We start from the raw sequence: 18,683 nt of genomic DNA, 5'->3' as shown, positions 1-18,683 counted from the left end.
CAGAGCCGATGGTATTGCCGTAACAGGCGTGAGAGTAGGTCGGCGCCGGATTTCATTCCAGCCCCCCGTTTGTACACGGGGGGCTTTTTTTGTTTTTGACCCAAGCCTATTCCCTTTTTTCTCCCTCGCATCGCGCAAAAATTTTCCAAAAAATTACACCAAAATAGGTATTGTTCTGTTTTTCAAGTCTTTTGATATTTGTGATGTTCAATCAACAACACACGTAGCAATGGCACAAATCAATGAGGTAGCGGTAGGAACTCCGGGGGTATACGTAGATGAGATTGCGTTTTTCCCACCAACGGTGAATCAAGTGGAGACAGCGGTTCCGGCTTTTATTGGTTATACACGAAAGGCAGAAGATGACCGGGGTGAGTCACTAATCAATAAGCCAACAAAGGTATTTTCCCTACAGGGGTATGAAAGGTATTTCGGTGGTCCTGAAAATCAATGCGGCATCCAAGTAACGGTACATCAGACCGCGGTAGGCTCGTCATTGACGTCCCTTTCTGTACGGGCTGAACTGGCCGCGGATAGCCCATCAAAATTTAAGTTATATGATAGTATCAGGCTTTATTTCGCCAATGGAGGTGGTCCCTGTTATGTCGTGTCAGTGGCTTCCACGGATACGGGCATTGCTGTTGGGCCTATGGAAGCAGGATTGAACGCATTGACAACATGTGATGAACCGACAATCATCGTGTTGCCGGATGGTCTTTCATTGACGAAGGATGAATATTACGGATTGATAGGTACGGCGATTGACCAATGTGCATTGCGGCAGGATCGGTTTACACTGGTCGATGTGTATGCTGAAGCTAACGGTGCTATGGAGACTATCGCTGCATTTCGATCCGACTTTACTAAAAGTGATAACCTAAATTTTGCTGCGGCTTACTACCCTTATCTTAAAACAACGCTAACATATACTTATAACGATACTGATGTAGCTGTCGTAATTGTTACTAATGGCATTGCGGCTGATGCAGTCCCCTTGGGATCGTTGAAAATAAAGCACACGGCTATCTATAACCTGTGTGTGGAAACCATTGACGATACCTTGCATCCTACATTAGCCCCCTCGGCGGCAATGGCCGGTATTTATGCGCGAGTGGATGGTTTGAAAGGAGTTTGGAAGGCCCCAGCTAACGTCATGCTGAACGCAGTATCGGGTTTAAGCGATCCTATTTCTGAAGCTGTACAAGGGCTCATGAATATTGATGCAGTTACCGGCAAATCGGTGAATGCTATCCGTGCGTTTCAAGGTAAGGGTTATCTCGTATGGGGTGCACGTACGCTGGCAGGTAATGACAGCGAATGGCGCTATGTGAACGTAAGAAGATTGGCAATAACGGTGGAGAAATCAGCGAGAAAGGCGGCTATGCAGTTTGTTTTTGAGCCGAATGATGCCAATACCTGGACAAAACTAAGAGCAATGCTTGACAATTACTTATTGTGCTTATGGCGACGAGGAGCCTTGGTGGGCAATAATCCTGAACATGCATTCTACGTGCGTTGCGGATTACACCAGACGATGACCGTTCAAGATGTCAATAATGGCAAGCTGATCGTTGAAATAGGAATGGCCGTTGTGCGGCCCGCCGAATTTGTTATATTGAGATTTGCCATCCGTATGCGAACGCGTAATAGTCAAGGCGTCAAATAATGTAGACAGCGCTAATTTATCAGGATATGACAATCTATTGGGAAAGACTTACGGACGGATTGCTGTTTCATGAAACAGCGATGTTGGCATTTGGAGCATTGTCATTGCTGACACTCTTTTTTTTAGTGGTATTCTTTGCGCTTGGGAAACGGCCGTCCAGACCCTTGTTATTTTCCTTTATATTGCCCCTAACCCTGCTGGGCTGGCCGTCGATTGTGAAGATACAGCTGACCCGAGAGCGTGTGGCCTTGGAATGTGAGTTGAAGGCTGTACAGAAGAATCCCAATGATGAACAGGGGAAGCAACGGCTTCAAGAATACCTCAACCGTTTAGAGCATCGAAATATGGAGGATCCTGAGATCTTGGTGGATTTGGCATGGGGCAAATATATGCTCGAAAAGGACGAGGAGGCACTGAATATCTTGGATAAGCTATCAAAGGATAATGCGGGCGCCAACGAAATAAGGGCGGCTATTTTGAAGGTGCAGGATATCCAACGTAAACTTGGACAGGCAGAAAAAACGCCTAATCAGCAAAATCTTGAAATACTGGAGATATCTAAAAATCAGCTTCTTAGTCGTGATAAGGTGACTGAAAACAGCCGTATACAGAAGTATATATCAAAATCGGATTCGCTAATTAAAAAAGCAAATCTTTGAATAACATACCTGTTTGCTATTCCTCTGGGGCGTCCTTTGTCTTGCCCGTTACTCCTGGTTTGAACCGCGGTTTAAATCCCGTAGGTTTAGCGGCGGTTGTGGGGCTGTCTGGGGACTGATCTGTTGTAGTTTCGCCCTGCGGCTTTTCTAGGTTGGACGCTGCTATTTTCGCTGTGTTTGTTTGAGGGGGTATAGCCCCTGCTTTAAAACGTGGTTTGAAACCTGTTGGGGGAGCATTTTTTTTTGGATCTCCGTGTTCAACTGGTTTGGGCGACGCCTGTTCAGTTGCTTCGGCGGATTGCGTAACGGCTGCCTTGAAGCGCGGTTTGAACCCTGATGGTTTTGAGCTGTTAGTGGCAGCCGATCCTGTGGCCAAAGCTTCGGATGTGGGCACATTAGCGACGTTTGCTTCTGTTACCACGGCTGCTGCCTCTGTTAATGGATATTCCTTACGGAGCCGGTTAAACCAATATTTTTTAGTGTGATCGAAACTCTTTTCGCCCATTAGCGTATAATGGCTGCGGAATTCTTCATATAAATCGGGTTTGGCACATTGTAGCTGTACCAGATCAATTCGCTTTTTAATGAAAAATTCTTCAAAAGTCATCAGGCCATATTATGGTATACCGCTTGCACGTCGTCGTCTTCTTCGATCTTATCGATGAGTTTGAGCACATCGGCAGCGTCTTCTTCGGATACTTCGGTGTTTGATAGGGATATACGCTCCAATTTAGCACTTTTTACCTCGATCCCTCTTTCTTCGAGCAGGCGTTGCATGTTGCCAAAGTCTTCAAATGAGGTCTGTGCAACTACAATGTCGTTTCCTTCTTCATCTGCTTCTACATAGAGTTCTTCCAGTCCGCCGTCAATGAGTTCCAATTCAAGTTCTTCTAAATCTGCGTTTTCGTCAATAATAAACCGGAAAATCGATTTCCGCTGGAAAATGAAGTCAAGCGAACCTGTCTTGCCGAGCGTGCCTCCGGACTTACTGAAATAGCTGCGTATATTGGCTACCGTCCGATTAGTATTGTCAGTGGCAGTTTCAATGAGAACGGGTACGCCATGTGGCCCGTATCCTTCGTACACATGCTCTTCATATCCTTTAGCATCCTTATCTGAAGCTCTTTTGATAGCCGCTTCAATGCGATCTTTAGGCATGTTTACGGCTTTGGCATTCTGGATGGCGGTACGTAGGCGGGAGTTGCCTTCGGGGTTTGGCCCGCCTTCTTTGACGGCTATGGCAATTTCCTTTCCTAAACGTGTGAATTGAACGGCCATTTTGGCCCAGCGCTTAAACTTTCGCTCTTTTCTGAACTCAAATGCTCTTCCCATCTTATTAGTTATGTATTTTGTTAAGGTTTGTAATCATATCGGATGTGATATCAGCAAGTGTAAACTGGGGTTCCCAACCCCAGTCCTTACGGGCTTCGGTATCATCAACACTATCTGGCCAAGTGTCGGCAATGGCCTGACGTGGGTCATTTTCTTCGTAAGTCATGGTGAAACCCGGTAGAATTTTGCCGATTTCGTCGGCCAGCATGGCTGGTGTAAAACTTATCCCTGTAAGGTTGTAGCTCGATCGGATATGCAGGGCATCTGCTGGTGCGTCCATTAATGCCAATGTGCCACGGATAGCGTCGTCCATGTAAAGCATCGGCAATGCGGTATCTGCCGAAAGGAAACAGGAGTATGTATTGTTTTTCAGCGCTTCGTGGAAGATATGGATAGCATAATCCGTGGTTCCCCCACCGGGGGCTGCTTTCCAACTGATAATACCGGGATAGCGGATGCTCCGCACATCCAAACCATAGCGGCCATGGTAGTATTCGCATATCCGCTCTCCGGCCAGCTTGCTGATGCCGTATACCGTATTGGGGTCCATTATGGCATATTGTGGGGTATTCACCGTGGCCGAATGAGGGCCGAAGACCGCGATGGAGCTGGGCCAAAATACTTTGTTGACATTGTATTCAAGTGACAGATCCAGCACATTCAGCAACCCATTGATGTTGAGATCCCAAGCCTGACGCGGATATTTTTCGCCAGTGGCAGATAGCATGGCGGCCAAGAGATATACTTGCGTAGGGCGGTATTTGGTAAATAGCAGGCGTAAAGACTGCTTATCCAACACGTCGATAGTTTCAAAAGGACCGCTTGAATCCGGTATTTGGGGATCACGTATATCCGAAGTAATTACCTGTTTCCCGCCAAATTTTGCCCGTAAGGCAATCGCCAACTCTGTTCCGATTTGACCGTTCGAACCAATGATGATTATCCGTTCTTCCATTGGGTGCAAACTTAGCAAAATTTATAGCTTCATCACAGCCTGGTGGCTAATACAAAACTTTTGCGGTATACTTTTCGTATTCCCTGCGCGTTGTAGATTTCAATAACGGCGATATAGATTCCCACAGGAAGCCGTTGGTTGGTGTCAGATAGCCCATTCCATTTGATTGTGCCGCTGATCGCCATGCTTTGATTGCGCTGTAACTGCTTTGCTAATACTCCTTTATCGTTATAAATGTCTATATTGGCCATGAAACCATGTGCTGGAAAGCGATAGTTGATGATTAACTCATCTTCAAACCCGTCGTTATCTGGTGAAAACGTTTTCGATGTCAGGAAAATGCCGGTTGCGGTTTCCAAAGGCTGCTGCTGTGTGTTTTGATACCCTGGTGTGGCGCTACCTGCCGAAGTAGCAGCCGATTGAAAGTTGTTGGGATCATTGGTTGGCATTGAAAAATACTGCCGCTCCAAAGAGATGCCTTGATGGTTAGTGATGAAAGGCGATCGCATAGCCGGCGTATAGAACAGGCTGTCAATGGTTAAATCGCCACTATAGAGTACAGCTCCCCCTAATTCGTTGTTGAAATCGGGAAGCGTAGGTGTTTCGATAAAAGCACCGGGATCGCTGCGTGGGTAATGTCGTTTTACGATACCAGGGTCAATGGTCAAAACTTTATATTCATTTGGATAAAAGGAGATAGGAGTATCACTAATTTGTATGCGGCTACCTGTGATTCCATTTGAATTTACACGGGAAATGGTAATATGTTGGAGATTGATTGTTTTGTTTGAATAGTTGTAAATTTCAATAAAGTCCACGCCGTCCGGTTTCGGATTGGCAAGAATTTCATTAATGATAATGTCATTAGGTTGAATCCCGCCTGTTTGTATCGAATCTGCTGCCGGATCAAAGGATTTGATTAGTAAGTAATCAAGCTTGTAATCTTGTGTCCGTGTCGGCGAAAAGTTGATGAAAAATCCGGTATAATCGCTGCTGGGGTAGGTAACATCGGTTACGACAGTTGTATCGTCTTCTTCGCGAATAGCCGTAAATACGCCACTGTCGTCTTCATCTGCAAATAATTGCCATTGGCCTTCATGATTGCACACTACCCGTATACGGGCGCGGAATTTATTGCCTTGATTGGGAATGGCCTTGCTGTGAAAGATAGCAGAGCGAGTATTGCCATTCTGCCGCCACAGGCGGTAGGTGTGCACGCCATCAGCTCCGTCGATTTGCAGGTGATAGCCTTGCTGTGATTCATTGAGCGATGGATTAGTCGATGCCATATGAAGTTGAATGTAATTCGATATACTGAGTGGGCCATCGACCTGTATTCCTGCCTCCCATATGGTATTTTGTATGCGCATGGAAGAGGCTGAGATGAACGCTGGGGCGCTAGTTCGTTGAACAAGGTGCAAACGGTTGTCGATTGGAATAAACGAAGCAGTATGACCTAACCAATGGTCTTGCAAACCACTGGAAAAATCATCAAAAAAAATCGCTCCCAAGGTATCGTCGGGCTGCAATTTAGGATCTTCTTGCCTCAGCGGGATTCGTAGGTACCCTTCAATTTTGGGGATTTGGCTAGTGAAAAGCAAGGATAAGAAGTTACATAGTAAGAACAAATTGTTTTTCATTGAATAACCTGTTTTAGGGAGCAATGAAGCTTGCATGAATTAATCATCAGTTGGAGACTGACAGACAATGGTTTCCGAGCAAAGGTTTTTAAAATTCCTTGCCGCTAAGTTGAGCCAAAATTTGTATGTTTGGCAGCTTTAAAAAAGCTAAAATTAAACAATATTAAATTTATTCACAAAAACAAGAAAACAAAAATGAAAGTGGCAGTAGTCGGCGCGACCGGGCTCGTGGGTTCGGAGATGTTAACCGTGTTAGCGGCGCGTAATTTTCCCGTAACAGAATTGATTCCGGTAGCATCCGAGCGTAGCAAGGGTAAGGAAATCGAATTCAAGGGAAAGCAATACAAGGTGGTCACACCCGACGAAGCCATTGCGCTTAAACCTGATGTGGCACTGTTTTCGGCGGGTGGTGGCACTTCGTTGGAATATGCACCAAAATTTGCAGCAGTAGGGACTACGGTGATTGATAATTCTTCGGCCTGGCGAATGGATCCAAGCAAGCAATTAGTCGTACCCGAAGTCAATGGGCACGTACTATCCGCAGCGGATAAAATCATTGCCAATCCAAACTGCTCCACCATTCAGATGGTGGTGGTCTTAAAACCATTGCACGAGCAATATACCATCAAACGGGTTGTTGTCTCTACTTACCAGTCCGTAACAGGGACCGGCGTAAAAGCTGTGAAACAATTGACGGACGAACGTGCGGGTATCGAAGGCGAAAAAGCATATCCTTATCAGATTGATTTGAATGTCATTCCGCAAATTGACGTATTTCAGGAAAATGGCTATACCAAGGAAGAGATGAAAATGATAAAGGAAACGAACAAGATCATGGGAGATGACAGTATTCGTGTCACAGCTACGACGGTGCGCATCCCGGTGATTGGGGGGCACTCAGAGTCCGTGAATATTGAATTTACCAATGATTTTGACATAGATGATGTGCGTGCGTTGCTGGTTAAGCAGCCCGGTGTGGTGGTGGTAGATGACCCTGCCCATCTCAAATATCCGATGCCCAAAGATGCACATGGCAAAGACGAAGTGTTCGTGGGCCGTATACGCAGGGATGAAAGCCAACCCAAAACCCTTAACCTTTGGGTGGTTGCCGACAACCTGCGCAAAGGCGCTGCTACCAATGCTGTGCAAATCGCAGAAACCCTGCTGGAAAAAGGATTATTGTAAGAAACGATTTTTCTCGCAAGGAAGCATCTGTCCCAGGCAGATGCTTTTTTTTTAAGTCCATACCTTATTGGAGTAAGGGTAGTACACGTCGTTGTTGTCTCATGCTGAAACGAGAACAACAATGAAAAAAAAGAAGACTACCCCTATGACCATCCAAGCGATGGGCTGCATAATGCTCATCCTAACCACCACGGCCGATCTATGGGCTCAGACCGGTAGAACTAACCGAGCACATCTCGGCATTATCTACCCCTTGAGCACGAATGGCAGAACAGCGCCTACTGACACGAATAATTTTTCATTGCACCTGATTGCAGGAGTCTCTCAGCAGGAAAATGCCTGTTTTATTGCTGGGATTGCTGGCATTGTCAAAGGCGGGGCTTATGGTCCGGTGATATCTGGTGTGTCTAACCATCTTGCTCATGCGAGCGGCGTACAAGTGGCGGGCGTTTTGAATCATATTAAGGATAGCGCGCAGGGCGTGCAGATAGCCGGGCTAGCCAATGTGACGGGCAACGCAAAAGGGATCCAGGTGGCGGGATTGGTTAATCGGGCTGACGATGCTACGACACAGCTGGCAGGCTTGATTAATATCGCAAAAAAAGTAACCGGGGTTCAAATGGCAGGCTTGATTAATGTCGCTGAAAAGAGCGATTACCCGATAGGTGTGCTCAATTTCATTAAAGAAGGCGAGCTGCAATTGGGCCTGACCGTGGACGAAGAAGGAACCACATTGCTGGCCTTGCGATCCGGTGGGCGGGTTTTATATGGTATTTTGGGAGTGGGCTATAATTTTCGACATGAAGAAGCACGCTATATGCTTGAAGGCGGCTTAGGAGCCCATCTTATTTCAGTAAATGCATTCCGTCTGAACGCTGAATTGGCAAGCGCGGTGATGACCGGTTTTGAAGATGGCGTCTATGGTAAGCAAAGCTTTCGCGCGCTTGCCAATTATCGGATAATTCCCGGGATGGAATTGTTTGCTGGCCCTACGTTCAATCATCTAACGTTTAAGACCGATCAACCAGCTATCCGAAACAATCGTTACCTGTGGAAATATGAAGGATCGGATTATTTTAATGGGTTTTTTATCGGTGGAATTGTCGGATTGCAAATTGCACTTTAATTGAGTTTATCATTTTTTTTGTCTAAGTTTGTTTGTCATAAATCAGAAAAATCGGTATTATGAGACAAAAAACAGGCTTAGTCACCACGGCTATCTTCAGCGTTATTGCTTTTTCATGCAACCAAGGGGACCAAAAAACGGATGAAACGGCGACCGCTATTGAAGAAACAGCTATAACGGAATGGATTTCGTTATTTGACGGTCGGAGTCTCACTGGTTGGCACGGATTCAACAAAGGGGATTCTGCGATAAACAATTGGGTAGTGGAGGATAGTGTACTTACCTGTCTTGGTAAAACCGGAGGTAAGGATACCGGGGGCGATATCGTCAGTAATACTTCATTTGGCAATTTCGAATTGGAATGGGAATGGAAAATATCCGAAGGGGGAAATTCGGGCTTGATGTATCATGTGGTGGAGGATCCTAAATACAAAGGACCATATGAAACGGGGCCGGAATATCAATTGATCGACGACATTGGTTTTCCAGGTACGTTGGAAAATTGGCAGCAAGCTGGGGCAAATTATGCGATGAATCCGGCTGATAATGCTAAAAAGAAACTGAGCCCAGTAGGTGAATGGAATAGCAGTAAGATTGTATACAACAACGGCCATGTGGAGCATTGGCTAAATGGCCAGAAAGTCGTAGATTTTGAGGAAGGCACTCCTGCATGGGAAAAGGAAAAAAAAGAGGGTAAATGGAAAGATTTCCCTGACTACAAGATTGTTAATGAAGGTAAGATAGCCCTACAAGATCACGGTGATCGTGCGTGGTTTAGAAATATGCGAATTAAAAAATTGCCCTAATTTTAACTTCGATGCGTGCACTGATCATCGTAGATGTCCAGTATGATTTTCTCCCTGGAGGGGCACTGGCAGTGCCGCACGGTGATCGAATTATCCCGGTGGTTAATCGATTGCAGCGAGATTTCGACGTGGTGGTAGCGACACAAGACTGGCATCCTGCAAGCCATAAAAGCTTTGCTTCGGCCCATGTTGGCAGCAAGCCTTTTGATATCATTGATTTGGAAGGATTGGCACAGACACTGTGGCCAGACCATTGTGTGCAAGGTACAGCCGGTGCCCAGTTGAGTGAAGCCTTGGATATTCGGCTTGTTGAAGCCATATTCCGGAAAGGAACCGAACTATCCATAGACAGCTATAGTGGTTTTTTTGATAACGGTAAGCGCAGGAAAACAGGCTTAGCAGGTTACTTGTGGGATAGGGGAGTGGCCGACGTGGCGGTGTGCGGTCTTGCCGCCGATTATTGCGTATATTTCACGGCAATGGACGCTTTGCAATTGGGATTTGGAACAAGTATTGTTGAGGATGCCGTGCGTCCGATTGATGAATCCGGATATGCTGCCAAACGGGCGGCATTTCTTCAGCAGGGAGGAAAGCTGTTGGCTGTCGGGGGTTAGAAACGCCAGCCGCCATTTTATGAGTACTCCCTGAAATGAAACTGTCTGAATTCCTTATTTCTTGAGTGATTTTCTGAATAAGTTGTCTTCTTTTGTCTATTATCCTCGCTTAACCACAATTTTGAATAATATATTTGCATTCTATTTTGCATGAAGCGATGATAAAGCAAAAAGTAGAGAGCAGAAAGGAAAAAATATTGCAAGAGGCACTCTTGTTGTTTGCTGAAAAAGGCTATATGGATACGTCTACGAAAATCATTGCTCAAAAAGCAGGGGTCTCCGAAGCACTTATCTTCAAACATTTTGGCAATAAGGATAACCTGTTGTCCTATTTGATTAAATCGGGGTATAGGCGCGTGTTGCAACACCACCGTGGGATGCTGACCTATCAAGATGCTAAGAGTTTCTTGCGCAGCATGATTAATCTTCCCAGGGAACTGGTAAGTGAAGAGCCGTTGTTTTGGAAACTACAGGAGCGACTATCTCATCATGAATTCTCTCGTCAACAACATGAGGTTTTCATGAAGCCGGTCTATCCAACTATTCAGCGTGCGTTTTCTGAATTGGGCTATCAGAACCCCGTATTAGAAACACAGCTTCTATTATTGATCATCGAAATCCTATGGAAAAAGGAAGCCAACGGGGACTTGACTAATTCAGCTGAATTGGCCAAACTATTAGAAGATAAATATGGATTATAAGCCAATTTGGCTGCCACACCATCGGTATCGTTTTTGTAGGTTTAGCTAATATGCGCAAGAAAGCTATTGTTGCATTCAGTTTGATGTGGGCACTGCAGCTTACGCTACTGGCTCAGCAACGCGATGCATTTATTCCCTTCATTAATTCTCGGCACGCATGGGTAGATTCCGTCTTTAGTACCCTAAGTGATCGGGATAAGGTCGCCCAACTATTCATGGTGCGTGCACATAGTGATTTGGGTCAGCAATACATTGATTCAGTAGCTGGTGTAATCCAACGCGAACAATTGGGGGGAATTGTATTGTTTCAGGGCGGGCCGGTGCGCCATGCACAGGTAATCAACCGGTATCAAAGGTTGTCCAAGGTGCCATTGCTTGTTGCTTTCGACGGTGAATGGGGACTGGGTATGCGGCTAGCGGATTCTACCATTTCTTTTCCTTATCAGATGGCATTGGGTGCGGTACAGAATGAGGCACTGATTTATCAAATGGGGCTGGAAGTCGCACGGGATTTCAGACGGCTAGGGCTGAATATTAATTTTGCTCCGGTGGTGGACATCAACAACAATCCGCGTAATCCAGTTATTAATTTCCGGTCGTTTGGCGAAGATAAGCAAAACGTGACCCGCAAGGGGCTGGCTTATATGAGGGGTATGATGGACGGAGGGTTGGTGACGACATTGAAACATTTTCCTGGGCACGGGGATACCGATGTGGATTCACACTATGATTTGCCACGACTCAACTTCACAGCGGGACGGCTGGACTCGCTGGAGATGTACCCTTTCCGTGAATTAATCAAGGCGGGGGCTTCTGGTGTAATGATCGCACACATGAATATCCCGAGCCTGGATAAAACACCTAACCTACCTTCTTCGCTGTCCCAGCATATCGTCACCAATGTGCTTAAAAAGCGACTTGGCTTCCAAGGGCTCACTTTTACCGACGCAATGGATATGAATGGTGTAGTGAAACACTTTCAAAATGGTGAAGCGGACGTAAGGGCCATCATTGCCGGCAATGACGTGCTTGAACTTTCAAAAAATAGTGACCGTGCCATTAAACTGGTTTTGCAGGCAATTAAACAAGGGCGTCTGGCTCAGCAGGACATTGATGTACGTGTGAAAAAGATACTGGCCACCAAGTATTGGCTCGGTTTGGATAAGTACCGTGCTGTAAACCTCTCCAATCTGTATCGCGATATTAATAGGGCCCAAACCGAAGCACTTAGCCAGCGCCTGGCCGATGCATCGGTAACCCTGTTGGGAAGTGATAGCTTAATAAGGACCATGGACTATACAAAGCGGACGGCGATTATCAGTGTGGGGCTTACGCAAATCTCGGAATTCCAGGATATGCTTGGATGGCGTTTTGATAATCATATGTATTATGTGCTATCGCCCCAAGCCACAGCGGACGATGTATCGGCCGTGGCTAATGAGTTAAGTACGTATAGTCAGGTAATCGTAGCGCTTCACGATGATCGTGTCCGCCCGAGAAGTACGCTGTCTTATAACGGAACAGTACGCCTATTCATCAATGAACTGGCTAATATGAATAGCGTCTTTTGCCTGTTTGGCAACCCATACAGCCTCGCCGGATTGCCCGGCATTGAGCAAGCAAAAACTATGCTCGTAGGTTATCAAAATGATGATATCATGCAGCGGGCAGTGGCGAAAGTCATCCTGCGAAGATTGACACCCACAGGAAGACTGCCAGTCACCATCAATTCGTTTTTCCATCGTGGCGATGGAAAGTAACAAATCATTCAATATAAAGCTCCCGTATATTTGAGGGCATACTTTCATTTTTTAGCCGGTCTATTGCGGTCACGATATAACGGTAATGACCATTCCGGCGCACCATATTGTCGGTATATGTCAATTGGGTGTGATCATAAGTAATATGCAAAATATGTTGGGGGTTGTTCAGATCGAGTTCTTCGCCCTCATTAAAGCGGTATATGACGTAGCCGTAGGCTTCATCTCCGTCTGTGGCCGGGGCCGAGGGCTGCCAATGCAAGGTAATGGATGCCGCGTTTTTTGAAGCCTGTGCTAACAGGCCAAAGGGCGGCTCTGGTGGGACGCTATCCAGCCAAGGCATGCTTGGTGGTAATGACTTATAGCGGTACAAATTATACTGCAAGGAATCCCGCAGGCCGGCGGCATTATTGGCGATATACTTGGAACTGTAATAAATGCTCCCCTGGGCGTGGGCGTGTTGCCTGGCGTAACGCACTTGATTGGGGATTTGGCTGCGATCACGCCAGCCTTCCCTATTTTCATTGACGCGATAGGCTGCATGTCCAACATAAAAATGTCTTCCGTTGGCATGTTGTCCCCACCAATCGGTGAGAACCTCGTAAGGAGCGTTCGTATTGCCAAATGGAAAGTAGATTTGCGGGTTGATGTAGTCTATCCAGCCTTCTTCAAGCCATTTCAATGCATCGGCATATAATTGGCGGTAACCACTGAGCCCTGACGATGCAGAGCCCCGGGGATGATCTTTTTTATTATCCCAGATACCGAATGGGCTTATTCCAAACTTGATGTATTTCTTTTCGGCACGAATACTATCCGAAACCATGTGGATAAGTAGGTTGACATTATTTCTGCGCCAGTCGGCTATATTGCGGAAGCCATTTGGATGCTGTCGAAACGTCTCGGCATCGGGTATCGGTTTTCCACCTTCGGGGTATGGATAAAAATAATCGTCGAAATGTATGCCGTCAATATCATAATTGCGTACGACATCCATGACGATGCCCGTGATGTAATTTCGTACTTCGGGAATACCTGGATTGAATAATTTTTTGCTGCCATATACAAAAAACCAATTGGGTTTTTGCTTCGTGATGTGGTCACTTGTGGTATTGGCGGTGACCAAATCAAATGTAGCTCGGTAAGGGTTCATCCAAGCATGCAGCTCCATGCCGCGGTTGTGTGCTTCAGTAATGGCAAATTCAAGAGGGTCATAAAACGGTGAAGGTTGCTGCCCGGGTTTGCCGGTTAAGAAACGGCTCCACGGTTCCTTGCTTTTGGCATAGAATGCGTCAGCCGCAGGCCGTATTTGCAGCATAATGGCATTGATACCTGCACGCTGATGATTGTCTAACTGCTGAATAAGTTCCTGCTTTTGCTTCGCTACGTCAAGACCTGCGGCAGAGGGCCAGTCAATATTGACCACAGTAGCAATCCATACACCGCGAAGTTCACGTTTGGGAAGTATATCCAGGGGAGGATTGGGGCGACAATGGCCAACGGAGCAGGTAAGCAATAAGACGGTCGTCATTAGGCAGGCAATGTACACACGAATATAGCTCATCTCCAATCTGATAATCCGCGGTAAAGATAGAAAAAAATCAGATTATATGCGGGTTGCAATAAAAGCGATACCTTTGTAGCGTATGCACATAATTTGTTTGCGATGGTGAAAGAGCAGATTTCTGTGTTCGATATGTTTAAGATTGGTATCGGACCGTCAAGTTCGCATACACTTGGCCCTTGGCGTGCTGCCCAACAATTTACCCGGAGGTTGATGCAAAGTGGTCTGCTTGAACAGACCGCTGCTATCCAAATATTGCTCTATGGTTCGCTAGCCAAGACTGGTATAGGTCATGGTACTGATGTGGCCATACTGCTGGGGCTGAGTGGTGACGATCCAGAAACATTTGCCGTGGATCAAGTCACTCCAAAAGTAACGCAGATTAAGCAGCGACGGCTGTTGCTATTGGGTGGTGAGCACGAAATACCATTTTCTTATACAGACGATCTGCTGTTTTTGTATGCTGAAAGCTTGCCGTATCATCCCAATGCAGTGACCTTTCAGGCATTGCTGGCCCATGGCAAGGCCATCAGTGAGACGTATTACTCCATTGGCGGAGGGTTTGTATTGAAGGAAGGCGATGATGATTACCATAAGCAGGAGGTTGATCTTCCTTTTCCGATACAAAATGCCAAGGAATTGCTGGTGTGGTGTATACGTACGGGACTAAAGATTTCGGAAGTCGTACTGGAGAATGAACAGGCATGGCGACCGGAAGAGGAAACGAAGGCGGGGATCCTCCGGATATTTGGGACGATACGCGATTGCATTTACCGGGGTTGTCATACGACGGGCACGCTGCCGGGGGGACTACATGTAGAACGGCGTGCTTACAAGCTTAATAAACGCCTGATTGGCGGACGTAACTATACCGATTATGAAAGCTGGGTTGCAGCTATCCGCGCCGGGGGCGACAGTTTCCAATATACCTTGGATTGGGTAAGCTGTTTCGCGCTGGCAGTCAATGAAGAGAATGCTTCATTTGGTCGCGTGGTCACTGCACCTACTAATGGGGCTGCCGGAGTGATACCGGCAGTATTGCAATATTTCATCGTATTCCATGACGGCTTCGACGACGATCAGATCATCCGATTCATAGGTACCGCATCGGAGATTGGAAGCATTTTCAAGAAGGGGGCGACCATTTCTGCTGCCATGGGAGGCTGCCAAGCCGAAATAGGGGTGTCCTCTGCCATGGCAGCGGGCGCACTTACTGAACGTTTGGGGGGCTCACAGCGACAGGTATTGATGGCCGCTGAAATTGCCATGGAGCATCACCTCGGCCTTACCTGCGATCCAATAGGCGGTCTTGTACAGATACCCTGCATTGAACGAAACACCATGGGCGCAATTAAGGCGATCACAGCGGCACAGCTGGCGTTGCAGTCCAATCCGGACAAAGCCAAGGTAAGCCTTGACGCGGTCGTGAAAACGATGTGGGAGACCGCCCAAGATATGAATGCTAAGTATAAAGAAACTGCTGATGGTGGCTTAGCCGTAAATATCCCCTTGAGCCTACCGGAATGTTAGTAGCAAAATATGTAACTTTTTAAGGGCACTTATTCTTTTTTTTCCGTTCTTTGTGTTATGCCGCTTTTTATCAGTTCGATAGCTTCGGGTAGCAATGGGAATTGTTATTTTATCGGCAATGGGCACGAGGCCATATTGGTGGATGCGGGTATCTCTTGCCGGGAAACCGAGAAACGCATGGCGCGGCAAGGGCTATCCATGCAGCAGGTGAAGGCAATATTTGTCTCCCATGAACATACTGACCACATCAAGGGATTGAGTGTGCTGGCAAACAAATATCAGCTCCCTGTATTTCTTACTGACGGTACGCGAAGAGCGTGCAAACTCGCGATCCCTGATAGGCTCCTGCATCCGCTTGCTGATTTGCAGACCGTTGGTATTGGTGATTTGGCTATTACATCGTTTCGTAAGTACCATGATGCCATTGATCCGCATAGTTTCTTGATTGAAGGCGGAGGCCACACAGTGGGGGTCTTTACAGATATTGGCAGGGTGTGCGAGCGGATTGATGATTTTTTCGGTCGTTGTGATGCTGTATTTTTGGAGACCAACTACGATATGGATATGTTGATGCGCGGCCGTTATCCATTTTTTCTAAAAAACCGCATTCGAGGCGGCTATGGCCACCTGTCGAACGCAGAAGCGCTGGAATTGTTTGTTAAGCGACGTTCTCCGCGGTTACGCCACTTGTTTTTGTCACATCTTTCGCGGGACAATAATGATCCGGATTTGGTGTATAATTTGTTTGATGAACACCGGGTTGATACTGAAATTGTCGTTGCAGGGCGTTGTGCAGAAACGGCCGTGTATCATTTAGGCGCCGAAACTGCGACCCCGTACCAAAAAATAGATGTCCAATTAGGCATCCAATACAAATATGATCTGTGCTGAGCAGACATTCAACAAAATTTCTTTTCGCTTCGTGGAATTTTTTTAATTTTGATTTTATCTTAATGCTTCTCCCATGTATACAACGTTTTTCAGTCGATTGAGGAACATCAGGCCTGCTGCACTGTTGTTTTTGTTTTTTGTGCTGGCTGTTGCCTGTAAGCGGGATCCCGAGCAAGGGGAGATCCAACTTTCAGAAAACGAGCTTACCAATAGTTGGGTAATCAGCAACATGCGCGATATTTATTATTGGAATACGTCTATTCCCCAAGATAGAAACCTGGATTTTAATCTCGATCCAAGAGAATTTTTTAACAAGATCTTGCATCCGGATGATAGGTTTTCAGTAATTGCATTGGCGGATGAGCTGCAAAAAGAGCTGGCTGGAGTAACGACGACTGTAGGACTGGGGATTGGTTTGATCCAACTCAATACAACTAATGATGTGATAATTTCGGTTCGTTATGCGTTGGAAGGATCTCCTGCGGATGAAGCGGGTATAAAACGGGGAGACATTATCACGAGAATCAATGGGGAGGCACTGACGACCGACAATTACACCGATGTGCTGTCAGCCTATTATGGGGCTAGTCCCTTCACGGTTCAATTGGCGCATATTGATGAAAATGGCGTAATTACGGATGATCAGGAGTTGGAGTTAACTCCAGTAGAAGGGTTTCAGGAACAGGCCATACATATGGATTCGGTCATCATTACGCCGACAGGTAAGAAAGTTGGTTATTTATTTTACAACCGATTTTTAAATAATCAATCCAATGAGTTATTGGAGGCTTTCTACAAATTTAAGACGGAAAATGTAACTGACCTGGTGCTTGACTTGCGGTATAACGGTGGCGGGGGTATTTGGATAACCAGTGTATTGGCCGGGCTGATACAGGCTAATTTTAATAAAGACGAGGTATTCATCCAATATCGGTATAATAGCACTTATGGGACGGCCAATGAGACTTATTATTCATTGTTAGGTGGGACATCAGAGAATCCGGTCGAAGTAGGATCTGCAGATGCCTTGGTTGAATCCATCACCTCGCTTAATCTAAATCTGTCTCGCGTATACATCATTGCTACGAATTACTCAGCCTCAGCCAGTGAATTGATTATCAATAATTTGCGGCCATTTATGTCGGATGCCAATGTCGTACATATCGGTAGGACTACTGTGGGGAAAAATGAAGGATCAGTGACGATAGTAGACGAGCAAATACCCCGGCAAACCGAGTGGGGTATTTTACCCATCATTGTCAAATTGGCGGACAAAAATGGATTTGGAGATTATCCCAATGGATTGGATCCGCAATACGAGGTCAACGAGACAAACTACCTGCCATGGGCACCCATTGGTTCATTGGATGATCCATTATTAGCACGGGCAATGAGCATTATTGATCCAAGTATCCAACCGCTTGCATTGAAGTCCATGGGTTTAAAGCAACAAACAGCAAAAAAACTGAATGCGATAGAGCTCCCCGGGTTTGAAGATAAACTCAATAAGCCGATACCCGTTGATATTGGGAAGCCGGAAGGAGGCTTAACCCTCAATCGGTAAATTCCATTCCGAACAAGTCGGCAATATGGCCTTTGAGGCAATTCTTTAAGGTGTCGATATCCTGAGGATGGCCTAACTCGCGTTGCATGGAGGTCACATCTTTATCGTCGATGTTGCAGGGAATGATATTGCGAAAATAGTCGAGGTCGGTATTGATATTGAACGCGAAGCCATGCATGGTGACCCAACGGCTGGCGCGAACGCCCAAAGCGCAGATCTTGCGGGCACGGTCGTTGTCTGCATCCAGCCATACTCCGGTATACCCGGGATAGCGCCCTGCTTCGATACCATAATCCGCCAACGTACGGATGACCGCTTCTTCCAATGTGCGGAGGTATAAGTGGATGTCGGTGAAAAAGTTGTCCAAATCCAGGATTGGATAACCTACGATTTGTCCAGGACCATGATAAGTGATGTCGCCACCACGGTTTATTTTATAAAACGTAGCCTGCTTCTCCAGTAATTCACGATCGTCCAATAGCAAATTTTCCGGTTTGCCACTTTTGCCGAGGGTATATACATGCGGATGTTCGGTAAAAATCAGGTAATTAGTTGTAGGGGAGGCTGCCCCTTCCTGACGATTGGTAGACTTCTGTCCCACCACCTGTGCAAACAAATCCTCCTGCCTATTCCAAGCCTCTTGGTAATCCAATAGCCCCCAATCCTCGAAAATGACTTTTTTGTTCATGA

General features: G+C 46.3%; 17 protein-coding genes. 11 read left to right on the top strand and 6 right to left on the bottom strand.

What is annotated here, in order from left to right:
- Positions 1 to 229: 229 nt before the first annotated feature.
- The gene (locus tag BMW65_RS19810; RefSeq protein WP_090608141.1) at positions 230 to 1,666 is read left to right on the top strand and encodes a phage tail sheath family protein; all 1,437 of its coding nucleotides are present in this window, start codon (positions 230 to 232) and stop codon (positions 1,664 to 1,666) included.
- Between the two features lie 26 nt (positions 1,667 to 1,692).
- Positions 1,693 to 2,325 carry a hypothetical protein gene (locus tag BMW65_RS19805; RefSeq protein WP_090608139.1) on the top strand — a complete coding sequence of 211 codons (633 nt, stop codon included), beginning with the start codon at positions 1,693 to 1,695 and terminating at the stop codon, positions 2,323 to 2,325.
- Between the two features lie 16 nt (positions 2,326 to 2,341).
- Here the strand turns inward: BMW65_RS19805 and BMW65_RS19800 are convergent, their stop codons facing one another.
- Genes BMW65_RS19800 through BMW65_RS19785 form a run of 4 tightly spaced genes read right to left on the bottom strand, consistent with a single transcriptional unit; the run spans position 2,342 to position 6,252 of the window.
- Positions 2,342 to 2,932 (bottom strand): hypothetical protein, encoded by a 591-nt coding sequence (locus BMW65_RS19800; RefSeq protein ID WP_090608137.1) that lies wholly within the window; start codon positions 2,930 to 2,932, stop codon positions 2,342 to 2,344.
- Positions 2,932 to 3,657 carry a YebC/PmpR family DNA-binding transcriptional regulator gene (locus BMW65_RS19795; RefSeq protein ID WP_090608135.1) on the bottom strand — a complete coding sequence of 242 codons (726 nt, stop codon included), beginning with the start codon at positions 3,655 to 3,657 and terminating at the stop codon, positions 2,932 to 2,934. Before BMW65_RS19795 ends, BMW65_RS19800 begins: the two co-directional genes overlap by 1 nt.
- A 4-nt stretch (positions 3,658 to 3,661) precedes the next feature.
- A complete protein-coding gene (locus BMW65_RS19790) occupies positions 3,662 to 4,612 on the bottom strand; it encodes an NAD-dependent epimerase/dehydratase family protein (protein WP_090608133.1) in 951 nt (316 codons plus the stop codon).
- Positions 4,613 to 4,644: 32 nt separating this feature from the next.
- Positions 4,645 to 6,252 (bottom strand): lamin tail domain-containing protein, encoded by a 1,608-nt coding sequence (locus BMW65_RS19785; RefSeq protein WP_177181228.1) that lies wholly within the window; start codon positions 6,250 to 6,252, stop codon positions 4,645 to 4,647.
- A gap of 195 nt (positions 6,253 to 6,447) precedes the next feature.
- Between BMW65_RS19785 and BMW65_RS19780 the strand changes: the two genes are divergently transcribed.
- The 6 genes from BMW65_RS19780 (at position 6,448) to BMW65_RS19755 (ending at position 12,444) form a co-directional block, all read left to right on the top strand.
- Positions 6,448 to 7,437 (top strand): aspartate-semialdehyde dehydrogenase, encoded by a 990-nt coding sequence (locus BMW65_RS19780; RefSeq protein WP_090608175.1) that lies wholly within the window; start codon positions 6,448 to 6,450, stop codon positions 7,435 to 7,437.
- 121 nt (positions 7,438 to 7,558) lie between these two features.
- Positions 7,559 to 8,563: a hypothetical protein gene (locus BMW65_RS19775; protein WP_090608129.1), complete on the top strand. Its 1,005-nt coding sequence runs from the start codon at positions 7,559 to 7,561 to the stop codon at positions 8,561 to 8,563.
- A 59-nt stretch (positions 8,564 to 8,622) separates the two neighbouring features.
- Entirely contained in the window at positions 8,623 to 9,369 is a 747-nt protein-coding gene (locus BMW65_RS19770) for a 3-keto-disaccharide hydrolase (RefSeq protein WP_090608127.1), read from the top strand.
- 11 nt (positions 9,370 to 9,380) lie between these two features.
- Positions 9,381 to 9,983 carry a bifunctional nicotinamidase/pyrazinamidase gene (gene pncA, locus BMW65_RS19765; RefSeq protein ID WP_090608126.1) on the top strand — a complete coding sequence of 201 codons (603 nt, stop codon included), beginning with the start codon at positions 9,381 to 9,383 and terminating at the stop codon, positions 9,981 to 9,983.
- A 158-nt stretch (positions 9,984 to 10,141) separates the two neighbouring features.
- Positions 10,142 to 10,684 carry a TetR/AcrR family transcriptional regulator gene (locus BMW65_RS19760; RefSeq protein WP_090608124.1) on the top strand — a complete coding sequence of 181 codons (543 nt, stop codon included), beginning with the start codon at positions 10,142 to 10,144 and terminating at the stop codon, positions 10,682 to 10,684.
- Positions 10,685 to 10,734: 50 nt separating this feature from the next.
- The gene (locus BMW65_RS19755) at positions 10,735 to 12,444 is read left to right on the top strand and encodes a glycoside hydrolase family 3 protein (RefSeq protein WP_090608122.1); all 1,710 of its coding nucleotides are present in this window, start codon (positions 10,735 to 10,737) and stop codon (positions 12,442 to 12,444) included.
- Between the two features lie 4 nt (positions 12,445 to 12,448).
- On the opposite strand, the gene BMW65_RS19750 is transcribed toward BMW65_RS19755, so the two are convergent.
- The gene (locus BMW65_RS19750) at positions 12,449 to 14,008 is read right to left on the bottom strand and encodes a glycoside hydrolase family 10-like protein (protein WP_245747700.1); all 1,560 of its coding nucleotides are present in this window, start codon (positions 14,006 to 14,008) and stop codon (positions 12,449 to 12,451) included.
- Positions 14,009 to 14,110: 102 nt separating this feature from the next.
- On the opposite strand from BMW65_RS19750, the gene BMW65_RS19745 reads away from it, so the two are divergent.
- From BMW65_RS19745 to BMW65_RS19735, 3 genes are all read left to right on the top strand, one after another.
- Complete coding sequence (locus tag BMW65_RS19745; RefSeq protein ID WP_090608118.1) at positions 14,111 to 15,538, top strand: L-serine ammonia-lyase; 1,428 nt, start codon at positions 14,111 to 14,113, stop codon at positions 15,536 to 15,538.
- A 57-nt stretch (positions 15,539 to 15,595) separates the two neighbouring features.
- On the top strand, positions 15,596 to 16,429 hold the full coding sequence (locus tag BMW65_RS19740; RefSeq protein WP_090608116.1) for an MBL fold metallo-hydrolase: 834 nt from the start codon (positions 15,596 to 15,598) through the stop codon (positions 16,427 to 16,429).
- Positions 16,430 to 16,502: 73 nt separating this feature from the next.
- Positions 16,503 to 17,993, top strand: coding sequence for a S41 family peptidase (locus tag BMW65_RS19735; RefSeq protein ID WP_090608114.1), 1,491 nt, complete (start codon positions 16,503 to 16,505; stop codon positions 17,991 to 17,993).
- Here the strand turns inward: BMW65_RS19735 and lipB are convergent.
- Positions 17,983 to 18,681 carry a lipoyl(octanoyl) transferase LipB gene (gene lipB / locus BMW65_RS19730; RefSeq protein WP_090608112.1) on the bottom strand — a complete coding sequence of 233 codons (699 nt, stop codon included), beginning with the start codon at positions 18,679 to 18,681 and terminating at the stop codon, positions 17,983 to 17,985. The genes BMW65_RS19735 and lipB overlap by 11 nt on opposite strands.
- Positions 18,682 to 18,683: the final 2 nt, after the last annotated feature.

The sequence above is a fragment of the Parapedobacter koreensis genome, from assembly GCF_900109365.1.
Lineage (GTDB): Bacteria > Bacteroidota > Bacteroidia > Sphingobacteriales > Sphingobacteriaceae > Parapedobacter > Parapedobacter koreensis.
The sequence above is the reverse complement of the archived record's forward strand: the minus strand, read 5'-3'. Positions and strand labels throughout refer to the sequence as shown.

Coding starts and splice junctions, on each gene's coding strand:
- BMW65_RS19810 (WP_090608141.1), top strand. CDS start 230: ATGGCACAAATCAATGAGGTAGCGGTAGGAACTCCGGGGGTATACGTA.
- BMW65_RS19805 (WP_090608139.1), top strand. CDS start 1,693: ATGACAATCTATTGGGAAAGACTTACGGACGGATTGCTGTTTCATGAA.
- BMW65_RS19800 (WP_090608137.1), bottom strand. CDS start 2,932: ATGACTTTTGAAGAATTTTTCATTAAAAAGCGAATTGATCTGGTACAG.
- BMW65_RS19795 (WP_090608135.1), bottom strand. CDS start 3,657: ATGGGAAGAGCATTTGAGTTCAGAAAAGAGCGAAAGTTTAAGCGCTGG.
- BMW65_RS19790 (WP_090608133.1), bottom strand. CDS start 4,612: ATGGAAGAACGGATAATCATCATTGGTTCGAACGGTCAAATCGGAACA.
- BMW65_RS19785 (WP_177181228.1), bottom strand. CDS start 6,252: ATGAAAAACAATTTGTTCTTACTATGTAACTTCTTATCCTTGCTTTTC.
- BMW65_RS19780 (WP_090608175.1), top strand. CDS start 6,448: ATGAAAGTGGCAGTAGTCGGCGCGACCGGGCTCGTGGGTTCGGAGATG.
- BMW65_RS19775 (WP_090608129.1), top strand. CDS start 7,559: ATGAAAAAAAAGAAGACTACCCCTATGACCATCCAAGCGATGGGCTGC.
- BMW65_RS19770 (WP_090608127.1), top strand. CDS start 8,623: ATGAGACAAAAAACAGGCTTAGTCACCACGGCTATCTTCAGCGTTATT.
- pncA (WP_090608126.1), top strand. CDS start 9,381: ATGCGTGCACTGATCATCGTAGATGTCCAGTATGATTTTCTCCCTGGA.
- BMW65_RS19760 (WP_090608124.1), top strand. CDS start 10,142: ATGATAAAGCAAAAAGTAGAGAGCAGAAAGGAAAAAATATTGCAAGAG.
- BMW65_RS19755 (WP_090608122.1), top strand. CDS start 10,735: ATGCGCAAGAAAGCTATTGTTGCATTCAGTTTGATGTGGGCACTGCAG.
- BMW65_RS19750 (WP_245747700.1), bottom strand. CDS start 14,008: ATGAGCTATATTCGTGTGTACATTGCCTGCCTAATGACGACCGTCTTA.
- BMW65_RS19745 (WP_090608118.1), top strand. CDS start 14,111: ATGGTGAAAGAGCAGATTTCTGTGTTCGATATGTTTAAGATTGGTATC.
- BMW65_RS19740 (WP_090608116.1), top strand. CDS start 15,596: ATGCCGCTTTTTATCAGTTCGATAGCTTCGGGTAGCAATGGGAATTGT.
- BMW65_RS19735 (WP_090608114.1), top strand. CDS start 16,503: ATGTATACAACGTTTTTCAGTCGATTGAGGAACATCAGGCCTGCTGCA.
- lipB (WP_090608112.1), bottom strand. CDS start 18,681: ATGAACAAAAAAGTCATTTTCGAGGATTGGGGGCTATTGGATTACCAA.